The organism is Streptomyces nitrosporeus, assembly GCF_008704555.1.
Lineage (GTDB): Bacteria > Actinomycetota > Actinomycetes > Streptomycetales > Streptomycetaceae > Streptomyces > Streptomyces nitrosporeus.
Window position 1 is genome coordinate 2,245,283 of sequence record NZ_CP023702.1, and the last position, 20,263, is coordinate 2,265,545.

The window sequence follows — 20,263 nt, forward strand, 5'->3', positions numbered from 1 at the left end:
GTACCGCGTGAGATCCACGCCCAGCCGCCGCGCCACCGCGACCGGCGCACTGATAGCCGCAGCAGCCCTCCTCGCCGTCGGAGTGCAGACCGGCGGCGCGACCGCCGCGCCCGCGGGCTCCGCCGCCCCCGCGGCGGCGGCGAAGGGTGCCGACCCCGGTGCGCTGCCCGCCCAGCTCTCCCCCGCCCAGCGGGCCGAACTGATCCGTGAGGCGAACGCCACCAAGGCGGCCACCGCCGAGGAACTCGGCCTCGGTGCCACCGAGAAGCTGGTCGTCCGGGACGTGGTCCAGGACGTCGACGGCACCACCCACACCCGCTACGAGCGCACCCTGGGCGGGCTGCCCGTCCTCGGCGGCGACCTGGTCGTCTCCGAGACGAAGGCCGGGGCCACCGAGAGCGTCGCCAAGGCGTCCCGGGCGACCGGCGCGCAGCTGAAGGCGGTCGGCACGGCGGCGGACGTCGCCCCGGCCGCGGCCGAGAAGCAGGCGCTGACCGCGGCGAAGGCGGAGGGCTCCCGGAGCGCCGAGGCGAGCAAGGCCCCGCGCAAGGTGGTCTGGGCGGCCGAGGGCACCCCGAGGCTGGCGTACGAGACCGTCGTCGGCGGCCTCCAGCACGACGGCACCCCCAACGAGCTGCACGTGATCACGGACGCCACGTCCGGCGAGAAGCTCTACGAGTGGCAGGCCATCGAGAACGGCACCGGCAACACCCAGTACAGCGGCCAGGTCACGCTCGGCACGTCCGGTTCCTCGGGTTCGTACAACCTGACCGACTCGGCGCGCGGCAACCACAAGACGTACAACCTGAACCGGGGTACGTCGGGCACCGGGACGCTGTTCTCCGGGGCCGACGACATCTGGGGCAACGGCAGCGCAACGAACACCGAGACGGCCGCCGCCGACGCGCACTACGGTGCCGCGGAGACCTGGGACTTCTACAAGAACGTGATGGGCCGGTCCGGTATCCGCGGTGACGGCGTCGGCGCGTACTCCCGCGTCCACTACGGCAACAACTACGTCAACGCGTTCTGGTCCGACAGCTGCTTCTGCATGACCTACGGCGACGGCAGCGGCAACGCGGCGCCGCTGACCTCCCTGGACGTGGCGGCCCACGAGATGACGCACGGCGTCACCTCCAACACCGCCAACCTCAACTACAGCGGCGAGTCGGGCGGCCTCAACGAGGCGACCTCGGACATCTTCGCGGCGGGCGTGGAGTTCTACTCCGACACCGCCGAGGACCCGGGCGACTACCTGGTCGGCGAGAAGATCGACATCAACGGCGACGGCACCCCGCTGCGTTACATGGACGAGCCGAGCAAGGACGGCGCGTCCAAGGACTACTGGTACTCGGGTATCGGCTCGGTCGACGTCCACTACTCCTCGGGCCCGGCGAACCACTTCTTCTACCTGCTCTCCGAGGGCAGCGGCGCCAAGACGGTCAACGGGGTGTCCTACAACTCCCCGACCTCCGACGGCCTCCCGGTGACGGGCATCGGCCGCGACAAGGCGCTGCAGATCTGGTACAAGGCGCTCACCACGAAGTTCACCTCCACCACGAACTACGCGGCGGCCCGCACCGGGACCCTCGCCGTGGCCGGTGAGCTGTACGGCACCACGAGCGCCGAGTACACCGCGGTCGCCAACGCCTGGGCCGGCATCAACGTGGGCACCCGCCCCGGCGGCACCGACCCCGACCCGGGCGGCACGGTCTTCCAGAACACCACGGTGAAGGCGCTCCCGGACCGCGCCACCACCAACATCCCGGTCACCGTCACCGGCGTCACCGGCAACGCGCCCAGCGACCTGTCGGTCGCGGTGAACATCACCCACACCTACCGCGGCGACCTGGTCCTGGACCTCGTCGCCCCGGACGGCACGGCCTACCGGCTGAAGAACTCCTCGTCGAGCGACTCGGCGGACAACGTGGTGGCGACCTACACGGTCAACGCCTCGTCCGAGACCGCCAACGGCACCTGGAACCTGAGGATCCAGGACGCCTACGCGGGCGACACCGGCACCTTCAACAGCGTCAAGCTGACCTTCTGAGCGAACGGCCGGACGCCCGCGAGGCGTACGGACGCGCAGAAGGGACGGCGGGACCGTGAACGACGGGCGGCCCGGGGAGCGATCCTCCCCGGGCCGCCCTCACCCGCGCCGGGAACCTCAGACCGGGATGATCTGCTCCGCCCAGACGACCTTGCCTTCCACCGTGCGGCACGAACCCCACCTGTGGCAGAGGAGGTTGATGAGCTGGAGCCCGCGCCCGCCCTCGTCGCTGACGTCCGCGTGCTGGATCTGCGGCAGGTCGGGCCCGGTGTCCGACACCTCCACCCGGAGCCGTTCGTCACGCAGCAGCCGGACCTGGCCCGGGCCGCCGCCGTACCTCAGGGCGTTGCCGACGAGTTCGCTGACGACCAGTTCGGTGACGTCGGCGAGGTCGGCGAGGTCCCAGCGGGCGAGCTGTTCGGTGATCAGCCTGCGGGCGGTGGAGGCGGGATTGCCCTCCGTCGGCAGGTCCCACACCCGCAGCCCCACCCCGTCCGGCAGCGGAGAACTCTCGGCGACCAGCAGCACCGCCTCGTCGAACCGGGCGTCCCCCTTGCGCAGGGCCCCCAGCAGCGCCCCGTCGTCGATCTGCCCGGGGGGCATCGCGGCCACCGCCGCGCGCAGGCGTGCCAGCTGGGTGTCGATGTCGTCGGTGCGGGTCTTGACCAGGCCGTCGGTGTAGAGCATCAGCCGCCCGCCCTCGGGCACGCACAGCCGCAGCGGGTCGTACGGGATGACTCCGGCACCCAGCGGCGCGCCGACCGGCACGTCCAGGAAGCGCGGGGTCCCGTCGCGCTCCACCAGCAGCGGCGGCGGGTGGCCGGCGCTGGCGATGGTGTAGCTGTGGTCGGCCGGGTCGTAGACCGCGCACAGGCAGGTGGCGACCTGGTCGTCCTCCAGGTCCCGGGTGGCGAGGTCGAGCCGGGCCAGCACCCGGTCGGGCGCGATGTCCAGGGTCATCAGCGTGCGGGCGACGGCGCGGAGGCGGCCCATGGTCGCGGCGGCGGGCAGCCCGTGCCCGGTGACGTCGCCGACGACCAGCGCGGTACGCCCGCTGGGCAGTTCCACCACGTCGTACCAGTCGCCTCCGACACCGTGGGCGTCGACGGCGGGGGTGTAGTGCGAGTGGACGCGCAGACCGGGGGTGCGCGGGGTGACGCGGGGGAGCAGGCTGCGCTGGAGCGAGACGACGTGCTCGCGTTCCCGCCCGTAGAGGCGGGCGTTGTCCATGAAGACGGCGGCCATGGAGGCGAGCTGTCCCGCCAGTTCGACATCGGCCCGGTTGAACGGCGGGCTGTTCCCGGCGCGTACGAAGTCGGCGGAGCCCAGCAGGACACCGCGGGCGATCAGCGGGACGGCCATGTAGCTGTGCACGCCCTGCCGGCGCATCGCCAGGGCGGCGCTCTCGGTCGGGGCGACCCGCCCGTAGTCCTCGTCGGTCATCCGGCTGACCAGCACCGGGCGGCCGTTGCGCAGGCAGTGCAGGGTCAGCAGGGTCTCCCGGCGGCGGTGGTCGACGACCTTGCCGAGGGGTGCGGGTTCCAGGCCGGCCAGGGAGTCGAGGGCCTTGACGGCGATCGCCCGGGTGACGGGGACGGCCGCGCCGGTGACCCGTTCGCCCTCCTCGCCGTGCAGCACGGACTCCAGCAGGTCGACGGCGGCGCCGTCCGCCAGCCTGGGGACGCTGAACTCGGCCAGCTCCCGCGCCGTGCGTTCCAGGTCGAGGGTGGTGCCGATCCGGGTGCTCGCCGCGTGCAGCCAGCGCAGCCGGGCGGCGGTGGTGAAGCGGTCGGCCCGCAGCACCGACGAGGCCTCCGGATGACGGATGTGCAACTGGCGGGAGGCACCCCGTTGCGCGGCCAGCCGACGGGTCAGGCGTCTCGCTCGGCTTCCGCCGCCGTTCACCGTGCCGACCTCCACTCGCGCCCGCAGGACGCCTCGCTGTCACCTCGGTGGCGCCTGGCCACACCGGTACCAGCTGCCATGTTAGCCAGGTCACGGAGAAATCACTCCCGTCGTTCACCGGGCGATCCCGTGCCCCGGGGGGCGGGGCGCGCACGGCGGGCGCGGCCGGCGGCGGTGACCCCGCGTCAGGAGGCGCCGCGCGACCGGCCGCCCGGCGAGGTGTCCGGCGGGGTGTCCGGCGGGGCCGGTCCCGCTGTGCCGCCGGGCTCCGCCGGACTCCCCGTGCTCCTTTGGGTGCTCAGCGCAGGAGCACGCCCGTCCCGTCGCCCGCGGCGGCTTCGCCCGGCACCGCCACCAGGCCGAGTTCCGCCCCGGAGGCGAGCAGCGGGTGCGCGGGCAGGACGCGCACGGTGTAGCCGTACGGGCCCGTGCGGTCCAGGGCGATCGGGCCCTCGTACAGTCGGCGGTCCTCCAGGTCGTGGCCGCCGGCCGGTTTCAGCGGGAAGGTCTGGGCCTCGGCGATCGTGTCGCTGGAGTCGACCCGTCCGGCGACCACCTGGACCTCCACGTCGTCCGGGTCGAGGCCCCCCAGGGCGATCCGGACCCGGACCGTCAGGGCGGAGCCCAGTTCGGCGGCCCCGGTGGCCTCGGTGCCAGCGGACGCCTCCACATGGTCCACGGCCACCGCCGGCCAGGCGGCGCGGACCTTCGCCTTCCAGTCGGCGAGTTCCCGCGACGCCTTCGGGGTGAGTGCCCGCCGGGCCAGCGCCGCGGGCGCGTACAGCCGCTCCACGTACTCGCGCACCATACGGCCGGCGAGGACCTTGGGGCCGAGGGTGGCCATGGTGCGGCGGACCATCTCGATCCAGCGTTCGGGCAGGCCATCGGCGTCGCGGTCGTAGAAGCGGGGGGCGACGCGGTCCTCGATCAGGGCGTAGAGGGCGTTCGCCTCCAGTTCGTCGCGCCGCTCCTCGTCGGTCGCCGGGCCGTCGGCGGTGGGGATCGCCCAGCCGAAGTCGGGCTCGTACCACTCGTCCCACCAGCCGTCCCGCACGGAGAGGTTGAGGCAGCCGTTGAGCGCGGCCTTCATCCCGCTGGTGCCGCATGCCTCCAGGGGGCGCAGCGGGTTGTTGAGCCAGACGTCGCAGCCGGGGTAGAGCTTCTGCGCCATGCCCATGCCGTAGTCGGGCAGGAAGACGATGCGGTGGCGGACCCGCGGGTCGTCGGCGAACCGGACCAGCTCCTGGACCAGGCGTTTCCCGCCGTCGTCGGCGGGGTGGGCCTTTCCGGCGACGACGATCTGGATCGGGTGCGTGGGGTGCAGCAGCAGTGCGCGCAGCCGCTCCCGGTCGTGCAGCATCAGCGTCAGCCGTTTGTACGACGGCACCCGGCGGGCGAATCCGATGGTGAGCACGTCCGGGTCGAGTACGCCGTCGATCCAGCCCAGTTCGGCGGTGCCGGCGCCGCGCCGCCGCCAGGAGGCGTAGAGCCGCTTGCGGACCTCGGTCACCAGTTGTCCGCGCAGGTCGCGCCGCAGGTCCCAGATATCCCGGTCCGGTACGGCGGCGACGGCGTCCCAGCGCCGTGGGGCCGCGGTGGGGCCGGTGCCGTCGGTCCCGGCTCCGGCGAGGGCGCTCTCGGCGCGTTCGGTGCCGAACTTCCGGGCGGCGAGCCGGATCACCTCGGGGGCGACCCAGGTCGCCGCGTGCACCCCGTTGGTGACGGAGGTGATCGGGACCTCGGCGGGGTCGAAGCCCGGCCACAGCCCGGAGAACATCTCCCGGCTGACGGCACCGTGCAGGGTGGACACCCCGTTGGCGCGCTGGGCGAGCCTGAGGCCCATCACGGCCATGTTGAAGAGGCCGGGTTCGCCGCCGGGGTACGTCTCCGTGCCGAGCCGCAGGATCTGCTCGACGTCGACGCCGGGCAGTTCTCCGTCGTCGCCGAAGTGGCGGGCGACGAGCCGGCTGTCGAAACGGTCCATCCCGGCGGGCACCGGGGTGTGGGTGGTGAAGACGGCCCCGGCCCGCACGGTCTCCAGCGCGGCGTCGAAACCGAGCTCGGTACCGGCGAGTTCACGGATGCGTTCGAGGCCGAGGAATCCGGCGTGGCCCTCGTTGGTGTGGAAGACCTCGGGGCCGGGGTGCCCGGTGAGCCGGCAGTAGGTCCGCACGGCGCGGACCCCGCCGATGCCCAGGAGCATCTCCTGGAGCAGCCGGTGATCGCTGCCGCCGCCGTAGAGGCGGTCGGTGACCTCGCGTTCGCCCGGGGCGTTCTCCTCGACGCCGGAGTCGAGGAGCAGCAGCGGGACGCGGCCGACCTGGGCCTGCCACACCGCGGCGTGCAGCGAGCGCCCGCCGGGCAGGGCCAGCACCACCCGGGCGGGGGTGCCGTCGTTCTCGCGCAGAAGGGTGAGCGGCAGCTCGTCGGGGTCCAGGACGGGGTAGTGCTCCTGCTGCCAGCCGTCGCGGGACAGGCTCTGGCGGAAGTAGCCGTGCCGGTAGAGCAGGCCGACGCCGATGAGCGGTACGCCCAGGTCGCTGGCGGCCTTGAGGTGGTCCCCGGCCAGGATGCCGAGTCCGCCGGAGTACTGCGGGAGTGCCGCGGTGACCCCGAATTCCGGGGAGAAGTAGGCGATGGCCGCCGGGAGTTCGGCTCCCTGGGCGAGCCGTTCCTGATACCACCTGGGGCCTTCGAGGTACGCCCGCAGGTCCTCGGACACCTCGGTGAGCCGGCGCAGGAAGTCCTGGTCGGCGGCGAGTTCGGCCAGGCGCGCGGCGGACACGGCGCCGAGCAGGCGCACGGGATCGGCGTCCGCGGGGCGCCAGCCCTCCGGGTCGGCCGACCGGAAGAGCTGCTGGGTCTCGGTGTGCCAGGACCAGCGCAGGTTGCGGGCGAGGTCGCTGAGCGGTTGCAGGGGGTCGGGGAGGACGGGGCGCACGGTGAACCGACGAATGGCCTTCACGCCTCCCACCTTTACAGGGGACCTGCGGATCCGAGGGGACGCACGGCGGTGTACGCCCCGACCGTCACCCTCGGCGGTGAGATGAGCGGCCGTACGCGGCCCCGGCGCGCGGCCGGCCTCACGCACCCGGTCCGTCGCATGCGCCCCGCCGGTCGTATCCGACCGCTCCGTCACCCATGCCTCGCCGGTCATATCCGCCCCCTCGGTCACACCCGCACCGTCCGGCGCGGGTGTCCCGCTGTCCCCGGAGGCCGCTCACACCAGATGCGTACACATCCGGCACAGGCGATATGGCTGATTTCTTCCCCTCTCCCGGCCTTGTGATGCTTCGCACCACAAGGAAGGCTGCGTGGTGCGCCCGAACGACGGCCCCGGGCGGACGGCGCTGTTTCCGGGACACGCCATGGGCCCGCTCCGGGTGCACCCGGAGTTAACACACCGCCGGGTTGGCCGTCCGGAAGCGGCGGGAAGGCTTCCCCGGTATCGGTCCGGCACGCCCCAGGTGCCCGGTCCCGGGCACGGATCCCCCTCGCACCTGCCATTCGAGTGCCATTCGAGTGAACGCGGACAGGAGCGGCGATGCACACGACCCGTCAGCACCCTTCTGAACAGCTACAAAGGACGCACCCCCACCATCGCGGCGCGCGCGGTCAGCCGGTCGCGCCCACCACGCGCCCCGTGCATGCCCCGCCCCAGCCCCCAGGTGATTCCATGATCGGTCGCATTCCCGTCCTGGACGTCCGTCCGCTCGTCGACTGCGGAAGACGGCCGGCCAAAGCCGTCGAAGGTGAGACCTTCCAGGTCAGCGCCACCGTCTTCCGTGAGGGCCATGACGCGGTGGCCGCGAATGCGGTGCTGTGCGATCCGGCGGGCCGGCCCGGCCCCTGGACGCCGATGCGCGAGCTGGCCCCGGGCACGGACCGCTGGGGCGCCGAGGTGACCCCGGACGCCGAGGGGCACTGGACGTTCTTCGTCGAGGCGTGGAGCGATCCGGTCGCCACCTGGCGCGCGCACGCGCTGATCAAGGTCCCGGCGGGCATCGACACGGACCTGGTCCTCGCCGAAGGGGCCGCGCTCTACGAGCGGGCGGCCTCGGGTGTGCCGAAGCGGGACGGCCGGGAGGCGGTCCTCGCCGCTCTCGACGCGCTGCGCGACACCTCACGTCCCGCCGCCGCCCGGCTCGCGGGCGCGCTCACCGCCGAGGCCGCCGAGGCGCTCGGCCGCCACCCCCTGCGCGAACTGGTCACCGCCTCCCGCCCGCAGCCCCTGCTGGTGGAGCGCAGGCGTGCGCTGTACGGCTCCTGGTACGAGCTGTTCCCCCGCTCGGAGGGCGCGCGGTGGGAGGAGCCCCCCGCCCCGGCGAAGCCGGCCCGCAGGCCCCGGGCCGCCGGGGCCGCGCCCGCCGCCACGGCGGAGGAACGTACCGCCACCCGGGCCGGCCTGCCCGCGCCGGCCCCCCGGCTGGTCAGCGGAACCTTCCGTACGGCGGCGGAACGGCTGCCGGCCGTGGCGGCGATGGGCTTCGACGTCGTCTATCTGCCGCCGGTCCACCCCATCGGCACCACCCACCGCAAGGGCCCCAACAACAGCCTGACCCCGGGCGCCGACGACCCGGGGGTGCCCTGGGCGATCGGTTCGGCCGAGGGCGGGCACGACGCGGTCCACCCGGACCTGGGCACGATCGAGGACTTCGACCACTTCGTGGCGACGGCCCGTACGCTGCGGATGGAGATCGCGCTGGACTTCGCCCTCCAGTGCTCCCCGGACCACCCCTGGGTGAAGGAGCACCCGGAGTGGTTCCACCACCGGCCCGACGGTTCCATCGCCTACGCCGAGAACCCGCCGAAGAAGTACCAGGACATCTATCCGGTCGCGTTCGACGCGGACATGCCGGGCATCGTCCGGGAGACGGTCCGCATCCTGCGGTTCTGGATGGACCACGGTGTACGGATCTTCCGGGTCGACAACCCGCACACCAAGCCGGTGGTCTTCTGGGAGGAGGTCATCGCCGACATCAACGGGACGGATCCGGACGTCGTCTTCCTGGCGGAGGCGTTCACCCGTCCGGCCATGATGCGGACACTGGCCCAGGTCGGCTTCCAGCAGTCGTACACGTACTTCACCTGGCGTAACACGAAACAGGAGCTCACCGACTACGTCACCGAGCTCGCGGGCGAAACGGCCTCGTACATGCGGCCCAACTTCTTCGTGAACACGCCCGACATCCTTCCCGGCCACCTCCAGGACGGAGGCCGCCCGGCCTTCGAGGCGAGGGCGGTGCTGGCCGCCACCCTCTCCCCCTCCTGGGGTGTGTACGCGGGCTTCGAACTGTGCGAGAACACCCCGGTGCATCCCGGGAGCGAGGAGTACCTGGACTCGGAGAAGTACCAGCTCAGGCCCAGGGACTGGGAGTCGGCGGAACGTGAGGGCCGCTCGCTGGCACCCCTGATCACCACCCTCAACCGCATCCGGCGCCGGCATCCGGCGCTCCAGCAACTGCGCGACGTCCATTTCCACGCGGTCGACAACGAGGCGCTGATCGTCTACAGCAAGCGCTCCGGTACGGACGTCGTCCTGGTGGTCGTCAACCTCTCCCCTCACCACACCCAGGAGGCCACGGTCTCGTTGGACATGCCGCGTCTCGGCCTCGACCGGCACGAGCGCGTGCCGGTGCGCGACGAGCTCACCGGCGCCACCTATCACTGGGGCAGGACCTTCTATGTGCGCCTGGAACCGGGCGTCACGCCCGCGCACATCGCGGTTCTGCGACCGTCCCCGCCGACCGGAGGGTCACCCACACCATGATCGTCAATGAGCCCGTCCACGACCTGTTCGAGGACACCCCCGCCAAGGACCGCGATCCCGACTGGTTCAAGCGCGCCGTCTTCTACGAGGTACTCGTCCGCTCCTTCCAGGACTCCAACGGCGACGGCGTCGGCGACCTCAAAGGCCTCACCGCCAAGCTGGACTACCTGCAATGGCTGGGCGTCGACTGCCTCTGGCTGCCGCCGTTCTTCAAGTCGCCTCTGCGCGACGGCGGTTACGACGTCTCGGACTACACCGCCGTGCTGCCGGAGTTCGGCGACCTCGCCGACTTCGTCGAGTTCGTGGACGCCGCGCACCAGCGCGGCATGCGCGTGATCATCGACTTCGTCATGAACCACACGAGCGACCAGCACGACTGGTTCCAGCAGTCCCGGTCCGACCCCGACGGGCCGTACGGCGACTACTACGTCTGGGCCGACGACGACAAGCAGTTCCCCGACGCCCGGATCATCTTCGTCGACACGGAGACGTCCAACTGGACCTTCGACCCGGTGCGCAAGCAGTACTACTGGCACCGCTTCTTCTCCCACCAGCCGGACCTCAACTACGAGAACCCGGCCGTGCAGGAGGAGATCATCTCCGCGCTCCGCTTCTGGCTGGACCTCGGTATCGACGGCTTCCGGGTGGACGCCGTGCCGTACCTCTACCAGCGCGAGGGCACCAACTGCGAGAACCTCCCCGAGACCCACGGCTTCCTCAAGCGGGTCCGCAAGGAGATCGACGCCAACTACCCCGACACGGTGCTGCTGGCGGAGGCCAACCAGTGGCCCGAGGACGTCGTCGACTACTTCGGCGACTACACCGCCGGCGGCGACGAGTGCCACATGGCGTTCCACTTCCCGGTGATGCCGCGGATCTTCATGGCCGTGCGCCGGGAGAGCCGCTACCCGGTCTCGGAGATCCTGGCGAAGACCCCCGAGATCCCGTCCGGCTGCCAGTGGGGCATCTTCCTCCGCAACCACGACGAGCTGACGCTCGAAATGGTCACGGACGAGGAACGCGACTACATGTACGCGGAGTACGCCAAGGATCCGCGGATGCGGGCCAACATCGGCATCCGCCGCCGGCTCGCGCCCCTCCTGGACAACGACCGCAACCAGATCGAGCTGTTCACGGCCCTGCTGCTGTCGCTGCCCGGCTCCCCGATCCTCTACTACGGGGACGAGATCGGGATGGGTGACAACATCTGGCTGGGCGACCGCGACGCGGTGCGCACCCCGATGCAGTGGACGCCGGACCGCAACGCCGGTTTCTCCTCCAGCGATCCGGGGCGGCTCTACCTCCCCACGATCATGGATCCGGTCTACGGCTACCAGGTCACCAACGTCGAGGCGTCGATGGCCTCGCCGTCCTCGCTGCTGCACTGGACGCGGCGGATGATCGAGATCCGCAAGCAGAACCCGGCCTTCGGCCTCGGCTCGTACAGCGAACTGGCGTCGTCGAACCCGGCGGTGCTCGCGTTCACCCGTGAGTACAAGGACGACCTGGTCATGTGCGTCCACAACTTCTCGCGGTTCGCCCAGCCGACGGAGCTGGACCTGCGGGCGTTCGACGGGTGCCATCCGGTGGAGCTGGTCGGCGGGGTGCGCTTCCCGGCCGTGGGCCAGTGGCCCTATCTGCTGACACTGGCGGGCCACGGTTTCTACTGGTTCCGGATGCGCAGGACCCCGTCGGCGGGCCTGCCCCCGGCTCCGGCGAGCTGACGCCGCCGCACCGCGGCGGCCCCCCGTCCGCGGGGCGGCCACCACCGCCCCGCACCGGGCACCCGCCCGTACCGGGGCTCCCCCGGACCCGCGGCGCCCGGCCGTCGGGCCCCGCACGACGCACGTCGCGCGGGGTCCCCGGCCCGTACGGAGACCCGAGGACGGTCACGGCACCGTCGTCACTCCGTACGGACCTTTCCTCACCCGACACGTCCCGCACAGCCGGACAGCCATTGCCGCAATCCGGGACACTCTTCGCATCCTGTGGTGTGCCCGGGGAAAGGACGCGATGCCATGTCGGAGGCTGCATCCACTCGAGTCGCCCTGGCGAAGAGCACGACGAAACGCACGGCCGGGAGACGGGTCCCGCCGGACACGGCGGACCTGCTGGCGTCGCTCGCCCCGCTGCTCCACGAATGGCTGCCCAGGCAGCGGTGGTTCGCGGGCAAGGGGCAGGCGGTCACCGGCTTCTCGCTCGTCGCGGCGACCGAGATACTGCCACTGGACGCGAGCGCGGCGGGCCCCGGTCTGCTGCACCTGCTCGTCCGGGTCCGCCACCCGGACCTCCCCGACCGGTCGCAGGGCGACTGCTACCAGCTCCTGCTCGGCGTGCGCCGCACCCTGCCCCCGCGGCTGGCCGGGGCGCTCATCGGCCGGGTGGCCGAAGGCCCGCTGGCCGGCCGCATCCTCTACGAGGGACTGCACGACCCACGGGTCGCCGCCCTGCTGCTGGAACGATTCCGTACGCCGGGATCGCTCGGTCCGCTGCGCTTCGAACGGGCGGCGCCGATCGAACCCGGCCTGGTCCCGCGCGTCCTGGACACGGAGCAGTCCAACTCCTCCCTGGTCTACGGCGACACCTACATCCTGAAGATCTTCCGCCGGGTCTTCCCCGGCACCAACCCCGATCTGGAACTGCCGCTGGCGCTCGGCCGGGCGGGCTGCGGGCGGGTGCCGGCCCCGGTCGCCTGGTTCGAGGCCGCCGGGCCGGAGCCGCTGACCCTCGGTGTGCTCCAGCCGTTCCTGCACGGCGCAGAGGACGGCTGGCAGCTGGCGCTGGCCGCGCTGCGCGCCGGGCGTGACTTCGTCCCGGAGGCGCGCGCCCTGGGACGGGCCACGGCGGAGGTGCACACGGCGCTCGCCACGGCGCTCCCTACCCCGGCGCTGCCCCCGTCGCAGACCCGGCAGCTGGTGGACCAGATGACCGAGCGGCTGGAGGCGGCCGCCCGGGCGGTCCCCGCCCTCGTCCCCTACGTACCGGGGCTGCGCACCGCCTTCGACGCGGTGGCCGCGCTGGGCCACCGGGGCGGCGGCGGCTGGGCGGCCCAGCGGGTCCACGGTGACCTGCACCTCGGCCAGACCCTGCGCGGCGAGGACGGTTTCTGGTCGCTGATCGACTTCGAGGGCGAGCCGGCCAAGCCGCTGCCCGAGCGCCGCAGCCCGCAGCCGCCGGTGCGAGACGTGGCGGGGATGCTCCGGTCCTTCGACTACGCGGCGCGCTCGCACCGGCCGTGGAATCCCGGGTGGGCGGCCCACTGCCGTGCCGCCTACTGCGAGGGCTACGCGGCGGCGTCCGGCACCGATCCGCGCGGCGAACCGGAGCTGCTGCGCGCCCATGAGACCGACAAGGCGGTGTACGAGGTGCTGTACGAGGCCCGGCACCGTCCCGACTGGCTGCCCGTGCCGATGGCGGCGATCGAGCGCCTGGCCGCCGCCACGGCCCCCTGACCCCGTTCCCCGTGCCCTCCCCTGCCCCCTGTCTCCCCTTCTCCCTCCTAGGAGGCCGTCCCTGTGACCGCCCGTAAACCGTCGTCCCGCACATCGCCCGAGCCCGCCCCCGAGCCCGTCGAGGCCGCTCCCGCGGCGACCGCGGCGACCGCCGCCGAACCCGCCTCCGCGCCACCGGCCGTCGCGGAGGCGGCCTCCACCCCGCAGGTCGCCGCCAAGCGCCCCCGGGCGAAGCGGCCGGCGGCCACCGGCGCCACGGCCGCGACCGGCACGGCGTCCGCCGCACCCGGCACCGCCAAGCGCGCGCGTACGGCCAGGAAGCCGGCCGCCACGGCCCCTCCCGCCCCCGCCGCTGTCACCACCCCCGCCCCGCCCGCCGCCGAGACGCCGGCCGAAGCACCGGCAGGGGCGTCGGCCGAGGCGCCGGCCGGGGCCCGCGCGGGGTCCGGTACCGGTGCCACCGCCCCGCCCCGCCCCCGGCGCGGCGGCGGCAGCAAGGAGATGCTGCCGGCCATGCCCCTGGACGGCGCGGACCGCGGCCGGCTGCTCGCCGGTGAGCACCACGACCCGCACGGCGTCCTCGGTGCCCACGCGACGCAGGGCGGTGTGCTCGTCAGGGTGCTGCGCCCGTTCGCGCGTGCCGTGACGGTGCTGGTGGACCCGGACGTGCGGGCGCCGCTGCAGAGCGACGGCGACGGCTTCTTCTCGGGGGTCCTGCCGCTGCCCGCGGTGCCCGGGGCGTACCGGCTGGCGGTCGCCTACGACGACGGCGAGACCGAGGGCGACGACCCGTACCGCTTCCTGCCCGCGCTCGGTGAACTCGATCTGCACCTGATCGGCGAGGGCCGCCACGAGGAACTGTGGAAGGCGCTCGGGGCGCAGCCGATGACGCACCAGGGCGTCGCGGGCACCCGCTTCACCGTCTGGGCGCCGGACGCGCGCGGGGTGCGGGTCATGGGCGACTTCAACCACTGGGACGGCACCGCCTTCCCGATGCGCTCACTGGGGTCCACCGGTGTGTGGGAACTGTTCGTCCCGGGGGTCGGCGAGGGCGCCGTCTACAAGTACGACATCGCCCGCCCCGACGGTTCGCACACCCAGCGGGCCGACCCGATGGCACGCCGGGCGGAGGTGCCGCCCGCGACGGCGTCCGTGGTGACCGCGTCGCACCACGAGTGGCAGGACGCCGACTGGATGGCGCACCGGGGCGACCGCCCGGTCCACGCGTCCCCGTTCTCCGTCTACGAGGTCCACCTGCCCTCCTGGCGCCCCGGCCTGACGTACCGCCAGCTCGCTTCCCAGCTTCCGGCGTACGTCCGTGAACTCGGCTTCACGCACGTGGAGCTGATGCCGGTGTCGGAGCATCCCTTCGGCGGGTCCTGGGGTTACCAGGTCACCGGTTTCTACGCCCCGACGTCCCGGCTGGGGACCCCGGACGACTTCCGTTTCCTGGTGGACGCCCTGCACGCGGCGGGCATCGGTGTCCTGATGGACTGGGTCCCGGCCCATTTCCCGCGCGACGACTGGGCGCTGGCGGAGTTCGACGGGCGTCCGCTGTACGAGCACCCCGACCCGAGGCGGGCGGCGCACCCCGACTGGGGGACGCTGGAGTTCGACTACGGCCGCAAGGAGGTCCGCAACTTCCTGGTGGCCAACGCCACGTACTGGTGCGAGGAGTTCCACATCGACGGCCTGCGGGTCGACGCGGTGGCCTCGATGCTCTACCTCGACTACTCGCGTGAGGACGGCCAGTGGTCGCCGAACGAGTTCGGCGGCCGGGAGAACCTGGACGCGGTGGCCTTCCTCCAGGAGATGAACGCCACGGTCTACCGCCGCAACCCCGGTGTCGTCACGATCGCCGAGGAGTCCACCGCCTGGGACGGCGTCACCCGCGCCACCGACCAGGGCGGGCTCGGCTTCGGCCTGAAGTGGAACATGGGCTGGATGCACGACTCGCTGGTCTACATGTCCAAGGAGCCGGTGCACCGCAAGTACCACCACAACGAGATGACCTTCTCGATGGTGTACGCGTACAGCGAGAACTACGTCCTGCCCATCTCGCACGACGAGGTGGTCCACGGCAAGCGGGCCCTGGTCAGCAAGATGCCCGGCGACTGGTGGCAGCGCCGCGCCGACCACCGCGCCTACCTGGGCTTCATGTGGGCCCACCCGGGCAAGCAACTCCTGTTCATGGGGCAGGAGTTCGCCCAGGGAGCGGAATGGTCGGAGGGCCACGGCCCGGACTGGTGGCTGCTGGACGAGACGTACGAGGCGTCCGGTGACCACCGTGGCGTACGCAATCTGGTGACCGACCTCAACGGGGTCTACCACGCGCTCCCCGCCCTCTGGCAGCGGGACACCGATCCGGGGGGCTTCTCCTGGATCGACGGGGGCGCGGCGGAGGACAACGTGCTCTCCTTCGTCCGCTACGACGCGGACGGCTCCCCGCTGATCGCGCTCTCGCACTTCTCCCCCGTGGTCCGCCAGGACTACCGCATCGGCGTCCCGGACGGCCCGCAGGCGTGGGTGGAGGTCATCAACACGGACGCGGCCCGTTACGGCGGTGGTGACGTGCGCAACGAGGGGCCGCTGAAGCCGGAGGCGGTCCCGGCCCACGGCAGGGACACCAGCATCACGCTGACGCTCCCGCCGCTGGCGACGGTGTGGCTGCGGCCCGCCTGACGGGCGCCCGGTCCGCGTACGGGGGCCCGCACCACGAGCGCGTGGTGCGGGCCCCGGTGGATCAGCCGCCGCAGGTGGTGAACTCGGTCGCGGTCTTCGCCAGGTAGACGCCGGCGTGGCCCTGGTCGTCACTGGTCAGCGGGACGGTGACGGTGTCCTGCGCCTTCCAGGGGTAGCCGTTCGCGTCGAAGGTCCACTGCCCGGTCACCTTCGTCGCCAGTTCCGACAGCGCCACCCAGCCGTAGTGCCCCGACGGCACGGTGATCTCCAGGCTGTTGCCGAGTTCCTCGCCGAGGCTGTAGGTGACCTTGCCCTCGGTGGTGAGGGCGACACTCGTCTGGACGGGGCTCGGGTCGCCCACGGTGAGGGACGAGGAGAAGGAGACGCTGATCTCGCTCGACCAGCCGTGCGTGGTGGTCAGCGAGAACGTCCACGGCACCGGCGCGCCCGTGCCGTTGTACCAGACGGGGGAGACGCACTCGGTGGGCAGCGGCTCGGCCGGGGCCTGGGAGCCCTTCGTCCACGAACAGGTCGCCGCGTCCTTCTGGCAGCGCTTCGACGCGTACTCCACGGCGGCCCGGAAGGCGTCCCCGGTGGCCGAGGAGGAGATGACCCACTGCTGCGCCTTGCTGCCGTTGCAGCCGTAGGTCTGGGTCCAGGCGTCGTCGTACTGGGCGTTCAGGAAGATGTCGACGCACTTGTTGTCACCGGCGTTGCGGATCATGAACGTGTCGGTGGCACCGCTGACGGGCTGGAAGTACCAGCGCTGGGCGGCGGCTCCGGAGCATGCCTGCTGTCTGAGCGGCAGGCCCGCCGCCACGCACTTGCCGGTGTGGGCGTTGGAGAGGGTGAACGATCCGTCCGCCTGCTTGTCGGCGTTCCACTGCTGGTGGTAGCCGGGCGCGGAGTTGGTGACGACGAAGACGCCGTTCCCGGTGTTGCCGTTCTGGACGTCCAGGTTCCGGCCGTTGCCGGCCGAGGTGAACGTCAGACCGGCGAGTCCCGCCTGCCCGGCGGCCTTCGCCGTACCCGTCTGCGCGGTGAGGCCGAGGACGACGGCCAGTGCGGCCACGAGGACGGTGAACGCTCTGGGCAGGACGCCGCTGGTACACGCTTTCATTGCCGAATCCCCCTGCACGATCGATGGGCGGCCGGTGCGATGGCACCCGCCACGCCAGTGCCGTGGGCCCTCCGGCACGGGGCACCCCGGCGACAATGGCCGACACCGGGGGTGCCCCGGCCGGGACGGCACCGGCCCGCCCTCGGGTGCGGGGGAGCTCTGCCCAGGGCCTTTCCGCCGGATCGCGTCCGGGGCGGGGGCACACGGGCATCGCATGCCCCCCGGGAGACCGATGGTTTCGGTCACCGGCCCGGTGCGGCCGGACCCGGTGCGGCCGGACCCGCTGCGTGGGCAGGCCCCGCCCCGCCCGTCCTGTCCGTGCCCGTCGCCCTACTTCAGCTTGTAGGAACAGGGCCCGGACGATCCGGGCTTCTTCTCGACCACGGTCTCACCGCCCACGGTGATGGTGCACCCCGCCATGACGTAGGTGCCGTCGGACGCCTTCATGCTGCCCGGCGTGACCAGGACCAGGCGCCCGACCTCGGCCTCGGCGCCGCGCGGGGCGATGGCGGCCGTCTTCTTCCACGGCAGGGTCACCTTCTCGAAACCGGAGTCTTCGAGGGTGTACATGACGGTGCTCGCACCCGTGCCGGTGACCTCGATCGTCACCTCGCGCGCAACACCCCCGTCCGCACCGCCGCCGGACTTCTCCGGCTCCTTCGCCTCCCCGGCCGCCCCGGTGGCCGGGGCCTTCCCCCCGGCTGCGCCGGCGGGCTCCTCCTCGCCGCCACCGCAGCCGGTCAGCAGAGCGGCCGCCAGCACGAAGGCCGAGGCGGTGAGTGTCTTGCGCATGGCTCCCCCATGATCGGTGTCCCCCCGGCGCGCCCCGGGTCCGCGAAGAGCCTAGCCAGCGGCACCGACAGCGGTGCCGGAGGGCCGGTCCCGGGTCCGGACGGCCGGCGTCCGGACCCCCGCCGCCCCGGGGCTCAGACCGCCGTCCCCAGCACCTCCTCCAGCTCCTGGAGCAGCCGGCGCTTCGGGCGGGCGCCCACCATCGACCGCACCGGTTCGCCGTCCTGGAACACCAGCAGGGTGGGCGTCGACAGGACGGCGTAGCGGGCGGCGACGGCGGGGCTGTGGTCCACGTCGACCTGGACCACCTTGAGCCGGCCGGCCTCCTCCCGGGCCATCGCGCCGAGCACCGGGGCCAGTTGGCGGCAGGGGCCGCACCAGTCGGCGGTGAACTCGACGAGGACGGGCAGCCCGGGGGCCAGTACCTCCGCGTCGAATGTGGTGTCGGTGACCTCGGTGACGCCTTCGGCGTGGATCATCTCTCATCCTCCCAGTCCGCAACGTGGTTCGGGGCCGCCCGGCAGTCCGGCCGAGGCCTCCAGTTCGGCGCGGGCCAGCTGTGCGCCCACCTCCGTACGCACCGACCGGAGCTGTTCGACGAGGGCGTCCAGTTCGCGCAGCTTGCGGCGGTAGACGGCGAGTGAGGCCGGGCAGGAGTCGCCCGCCGGATGGCCCGCGCGCAGGCAGTCCACGAAGGGCCGGGTCTCCTCCAGGCCGAAGCCGAAGTCCTGAAGGGTCCGGATCTGCCGGATCAGCCGCAGATCGCTCTCGTCGTAGGTGCGGTAGCCGTTCTCCGCGCGGCGTGCGGGCAGCAGGCCCCGCGACTCGTAGTACCGCAGCGTCCGTGTGGTCGTCCCGGCGCGTTCGGCCAGTTCCCCGATTCGCATACCGCGACCGTAATCCTTGACGCCGGCGTCAAGGCAAGGGTTTCGCGGGTGCCGGGCCGGGAGGGCGCGGACGCGGGAACGGGCCGGTACGGGGATCCCGTACCGGCCCGTGCGGGCGGGCTGCCGTCAGACCTTGGCCAGGGACGCCTTCTCGTCCTCGTCGCCGCGCGGCCCGGGGACGTACGGCTCGGTGTGGCCGTCGTCCGTCATCGTCTTCTCGTCGAAGGGGATCGCGCCCGAGAGGACCTGGTCGGCCCTGGCGCGGTCGATCTCCTTGGTCCAGGTGCCGACCAGCACCGTGGCCACCGCGTTGCCGGCGAAGTTGGTCAGCGCGCGGGCCTCGCTCATGAAGCGGTCGATGCCGACGATCAGGCCGACGCCGTCGACGAGTTCGGGGCGGTGCGACTGGAGGCCGCCCGCGAGGGTGGCGAGACCGGCGCCGGTGACGCCCGCGGCCCCCTTGGAGGCGATGACCATGAAGACCAGCAGCGAGATCTGCTCGCCGACGGAGAGCGGGGCGCCGGTCGCGTTGGCGATGAAGATCGAGGCCATCGTGAGGTAGATCGCGGTGCCGTCGAGGTTGAAGGAGTAGCCGGTCGGCACGGTGATGCCGACGACGGGCTTGCTGACGCCCATGTGCTCCATCTTCGCGATGAGCCGGGGCAGTGCCGACTCGGAGGAGGAGGTGGACAGGATCAGCAGGAACTCGCGGCCCAGGTACTTCAGCAGGGAGAAGATGTTGAGCCCGGCGACCAGGCGCAGGATCGCGCCCAGGACCAGGAACACGAAGAGCGCGCAGGTGACGTAGAAGCCGATCATGATGATCGCGAGGGACTTCAGCGCGTCCACGCCGGTCTCACCGACCACGGCCGCCATCGCGCCGAAGGCGCCGACCGGGGCCGCCCACATGATCATGGCGAGGATGCGGAAGACCAGGCGCTGGATGTGGCCGATACCGCGCAGCACGGGTTCGCCGGCCGAGCCAAGGACCTGGAGCGCGAAGCCCGCGAGCAGGGCGATCAGGAGCGTCTGGAGCACCTCGCCCTCGGTGAAGGCGGAGACCATCGTGGTGGGGATGATGCCGAGCAGGAAGTCCACGGTGGACTCGCTGGCGCCGGATGCCTGCTTCTCGCCCGCCGCGCGGGCCGCCTCGGTGAGGTGGAGGCTGGAGCCGGGCTCCAGCAGGTTGCCGACGACCAGGCCGATGGCCAGGGCCACCGTCGACATCACGAGGAAGTAGCCGAGGGCGAGCCCGCCGACTGCGCCGACCTTTGCGGCCTTGCGGACGGAACCGACGCCGAGCACGATCGTGCAGAAGATGATCGGCGAGATCATCATCTTGATGAGGTTGACGAAGCCGGTGCCGATGGGCTTGAGCTCCACGGCGAAGTCGGGCACCACCAGGCCCACGGTGACGCCCAGCACCACGGCGGCGATCACCGCCAGGTAGAGATAGTGCGTACGGTCCCGGCGTGCGGTCTGCGCTGCCACGCGGCCCTCCTCGGCTTTCTGCGGGTCGGTCCCCCGTCCCTGGGGGCCCCGGCGACTATCCACCTCCGGTGTGACCGCCGTCACCGTTGTGTTCATATCGTTCACAGATGCTTT

Annotated in this window: 12 protein-coding genes; 5 read left to right on the top strand and 7 right to left on the bottom strand. The window is 72.3% G+C overall.

Annotated features, from left to right (window positions below):
* Positions 1-7 precede the first annotated feature (7 nt).
* Entirely contained in the window at positions 8-2,050 is a 2,043-nt protein-coding gene (locus tag CP967_RS09645) for a M4 family metallopeptidase (RefSeq protein WP_150487574.1), read from the top strand.
* A 117-nt stretch (positions 2,051-2,167) separates the two neighbouring features.
* Here CP967_RS09645 and CP967_RS09650 read toward each other — a convergent pair whose 3' ends face one another.
* Both CP967_RS09650 and glgP read right to left on the bottom strand, forming a co-directional pair.
* Positions 2,168-3,955 (bottom strand): ATP-binding SpoIIE family protein phosphatase, encoded by a 1,788-nt coding sequence (locus tag CP967_RS09650; RefSeq protein WP_373300318.1) that lies wholly within the window; start codon positions 3,953-3,955, stop codon positions 2,168-2,170.
* Positions 3,956-4,253: 298 nt separating this feature from the next.
* Complete coding sequence (glgP, locus tag CP967_RS09655; RefSeq protein ID WP_150487576.1) at positions 4,254-6,920, bottom strand: alpha-glucan family phosphorylase; 2,667 nt, start codon at positions 6,918-6,920, stop codon at positions 4,254-4,256.
* Positions 6,921-7,631: 711 nt separating this feature from the next.
* Here glgP and CP967_RS09660 point away from each other — a divergent pair.
* The 4 genes from CP967_RS09660 to glgB all read left to right on the top strand — a co-directional run bounded on the left by CP967_RS09660 (position 7,632) and on the right by glgB (position 15,859).
* Positions 7,632-9,725 carry an alpha-1,4-glucan--maltose-1-phosphate maltosyltransferase gene (locus CP967_RS09660; protein WP_150487577.1) on the top strand — a complete coding sequence of 698 codons (2,094 nt, stop codon included), beginning with the start codon at positions 7,632-7,634 and terminating at the stop codon, positions 9,723-9,725.
* Positions 9,722-11,449, top strand: a complete 1,728-nt coding sequence (gene treS / locus CP967_RS09665) for a maltose alpha-D-glucosyltransferase (protein WP_150487578.1) — start codon at positions 9,722-9,724, stop codon at positions 11,447-11,449. Before CP967_RS09660 ends, treS begins: the two co-directional genes overlap by 4 nt.
* A 294-nt stretch (positions 11,450-11,743) precedes the next feature.
* Positions 11,744-13,177 (top strand): maltokinase N-terminal cap-like domain-containing protein, encoded by a 1,434-nt coding sequence (locus CP967_RS09670; protein ID WP_150487579.1) that lies wholly within the window; start codon positions 11,744-11,746, stop codon positions 13,175-13,177.
* 63 nt (positions 13,178-13,240) lie between these two features.
* Positions 13,241-15,859, top strand: a complete 2,619-nt coding sequence (gene glgB, locus CP967_RS09675; protein WP_150487580.1) for a 1,4-alpha-glucan branching enzyme — start codon at positions 13,241-13,243, stop codon at positions 15,857-15,859.
* 61 nt (positions 15,860-15,920) lie between these two features.
* Here glgB and CP967_RS09680 read toward each other — a convergent pair whose 3' ends face one another.
* The 5 genes from CP967_RS09680 to CP967_RS09700 all read right to left on the bottom strand — a co-directional run bounded on the left by CP967_RS09680 (position 15,921) and on the right by CP967_RS09700 (position 20,149).
* A complete protein-coding gene (locus CP967_RS09680; protein ID WP_167535356.1) occupies positions 15,921-16,979 on the bottom strand; it encodes an RICIN domain-containing protein in 1,059 nt (352 codons plus the stop codon).
* Between the two features lie 330 nt (positions 16,980-17,309).
* Entirely contained in the window at positions 17,310-17,771 is a 462-nt protein-coding gene (locus CP967_RS09685) for a hypothetical protein (RefSeq protein ID WP_150487582.1), read from the bottom strand.
* 134 nt (positions 17,772-17,905) lie between these two features.
* A complete protein-coding gene (gene trxA, locus CP967_RS09690) occupies positions 17,906-18,250 on the bottom strand; it encodes a thioredoxin (protein WP_150487583.1) in 345 nt (114 codons plus the stop codon).
* 3 nt (positions 18,251-18,253) lie between these two features.
* Positions 18,254-18,658 carry a MerR family transcriptional regulator gene (locus tag CP967_RS09695; protein ID WP_150487584.1) on the bottom strand — a complete coding sequence of 135 codons (405 nt, stop codon included), beginning with the start codon at positions 18,656-18,658 and terminating at the stop codon, positions 18,254-18,256.
* A gap of 126 nt (positions 18,659-18,784) precedes the next feature.
* Positions 18,785-20,149, bottom strand: a complete 1,365-nt coding sequence (locus tag CP967_RS09700; RefSeq protein WP_150487585.1) for a cation:dicarboxylate symporter family transporter — start codon at positions 20,147-20,149, stop codon at positions 18,785-18,787.
* Positions 20,150-20,263 lie beyond the last annotated feature (114 nt).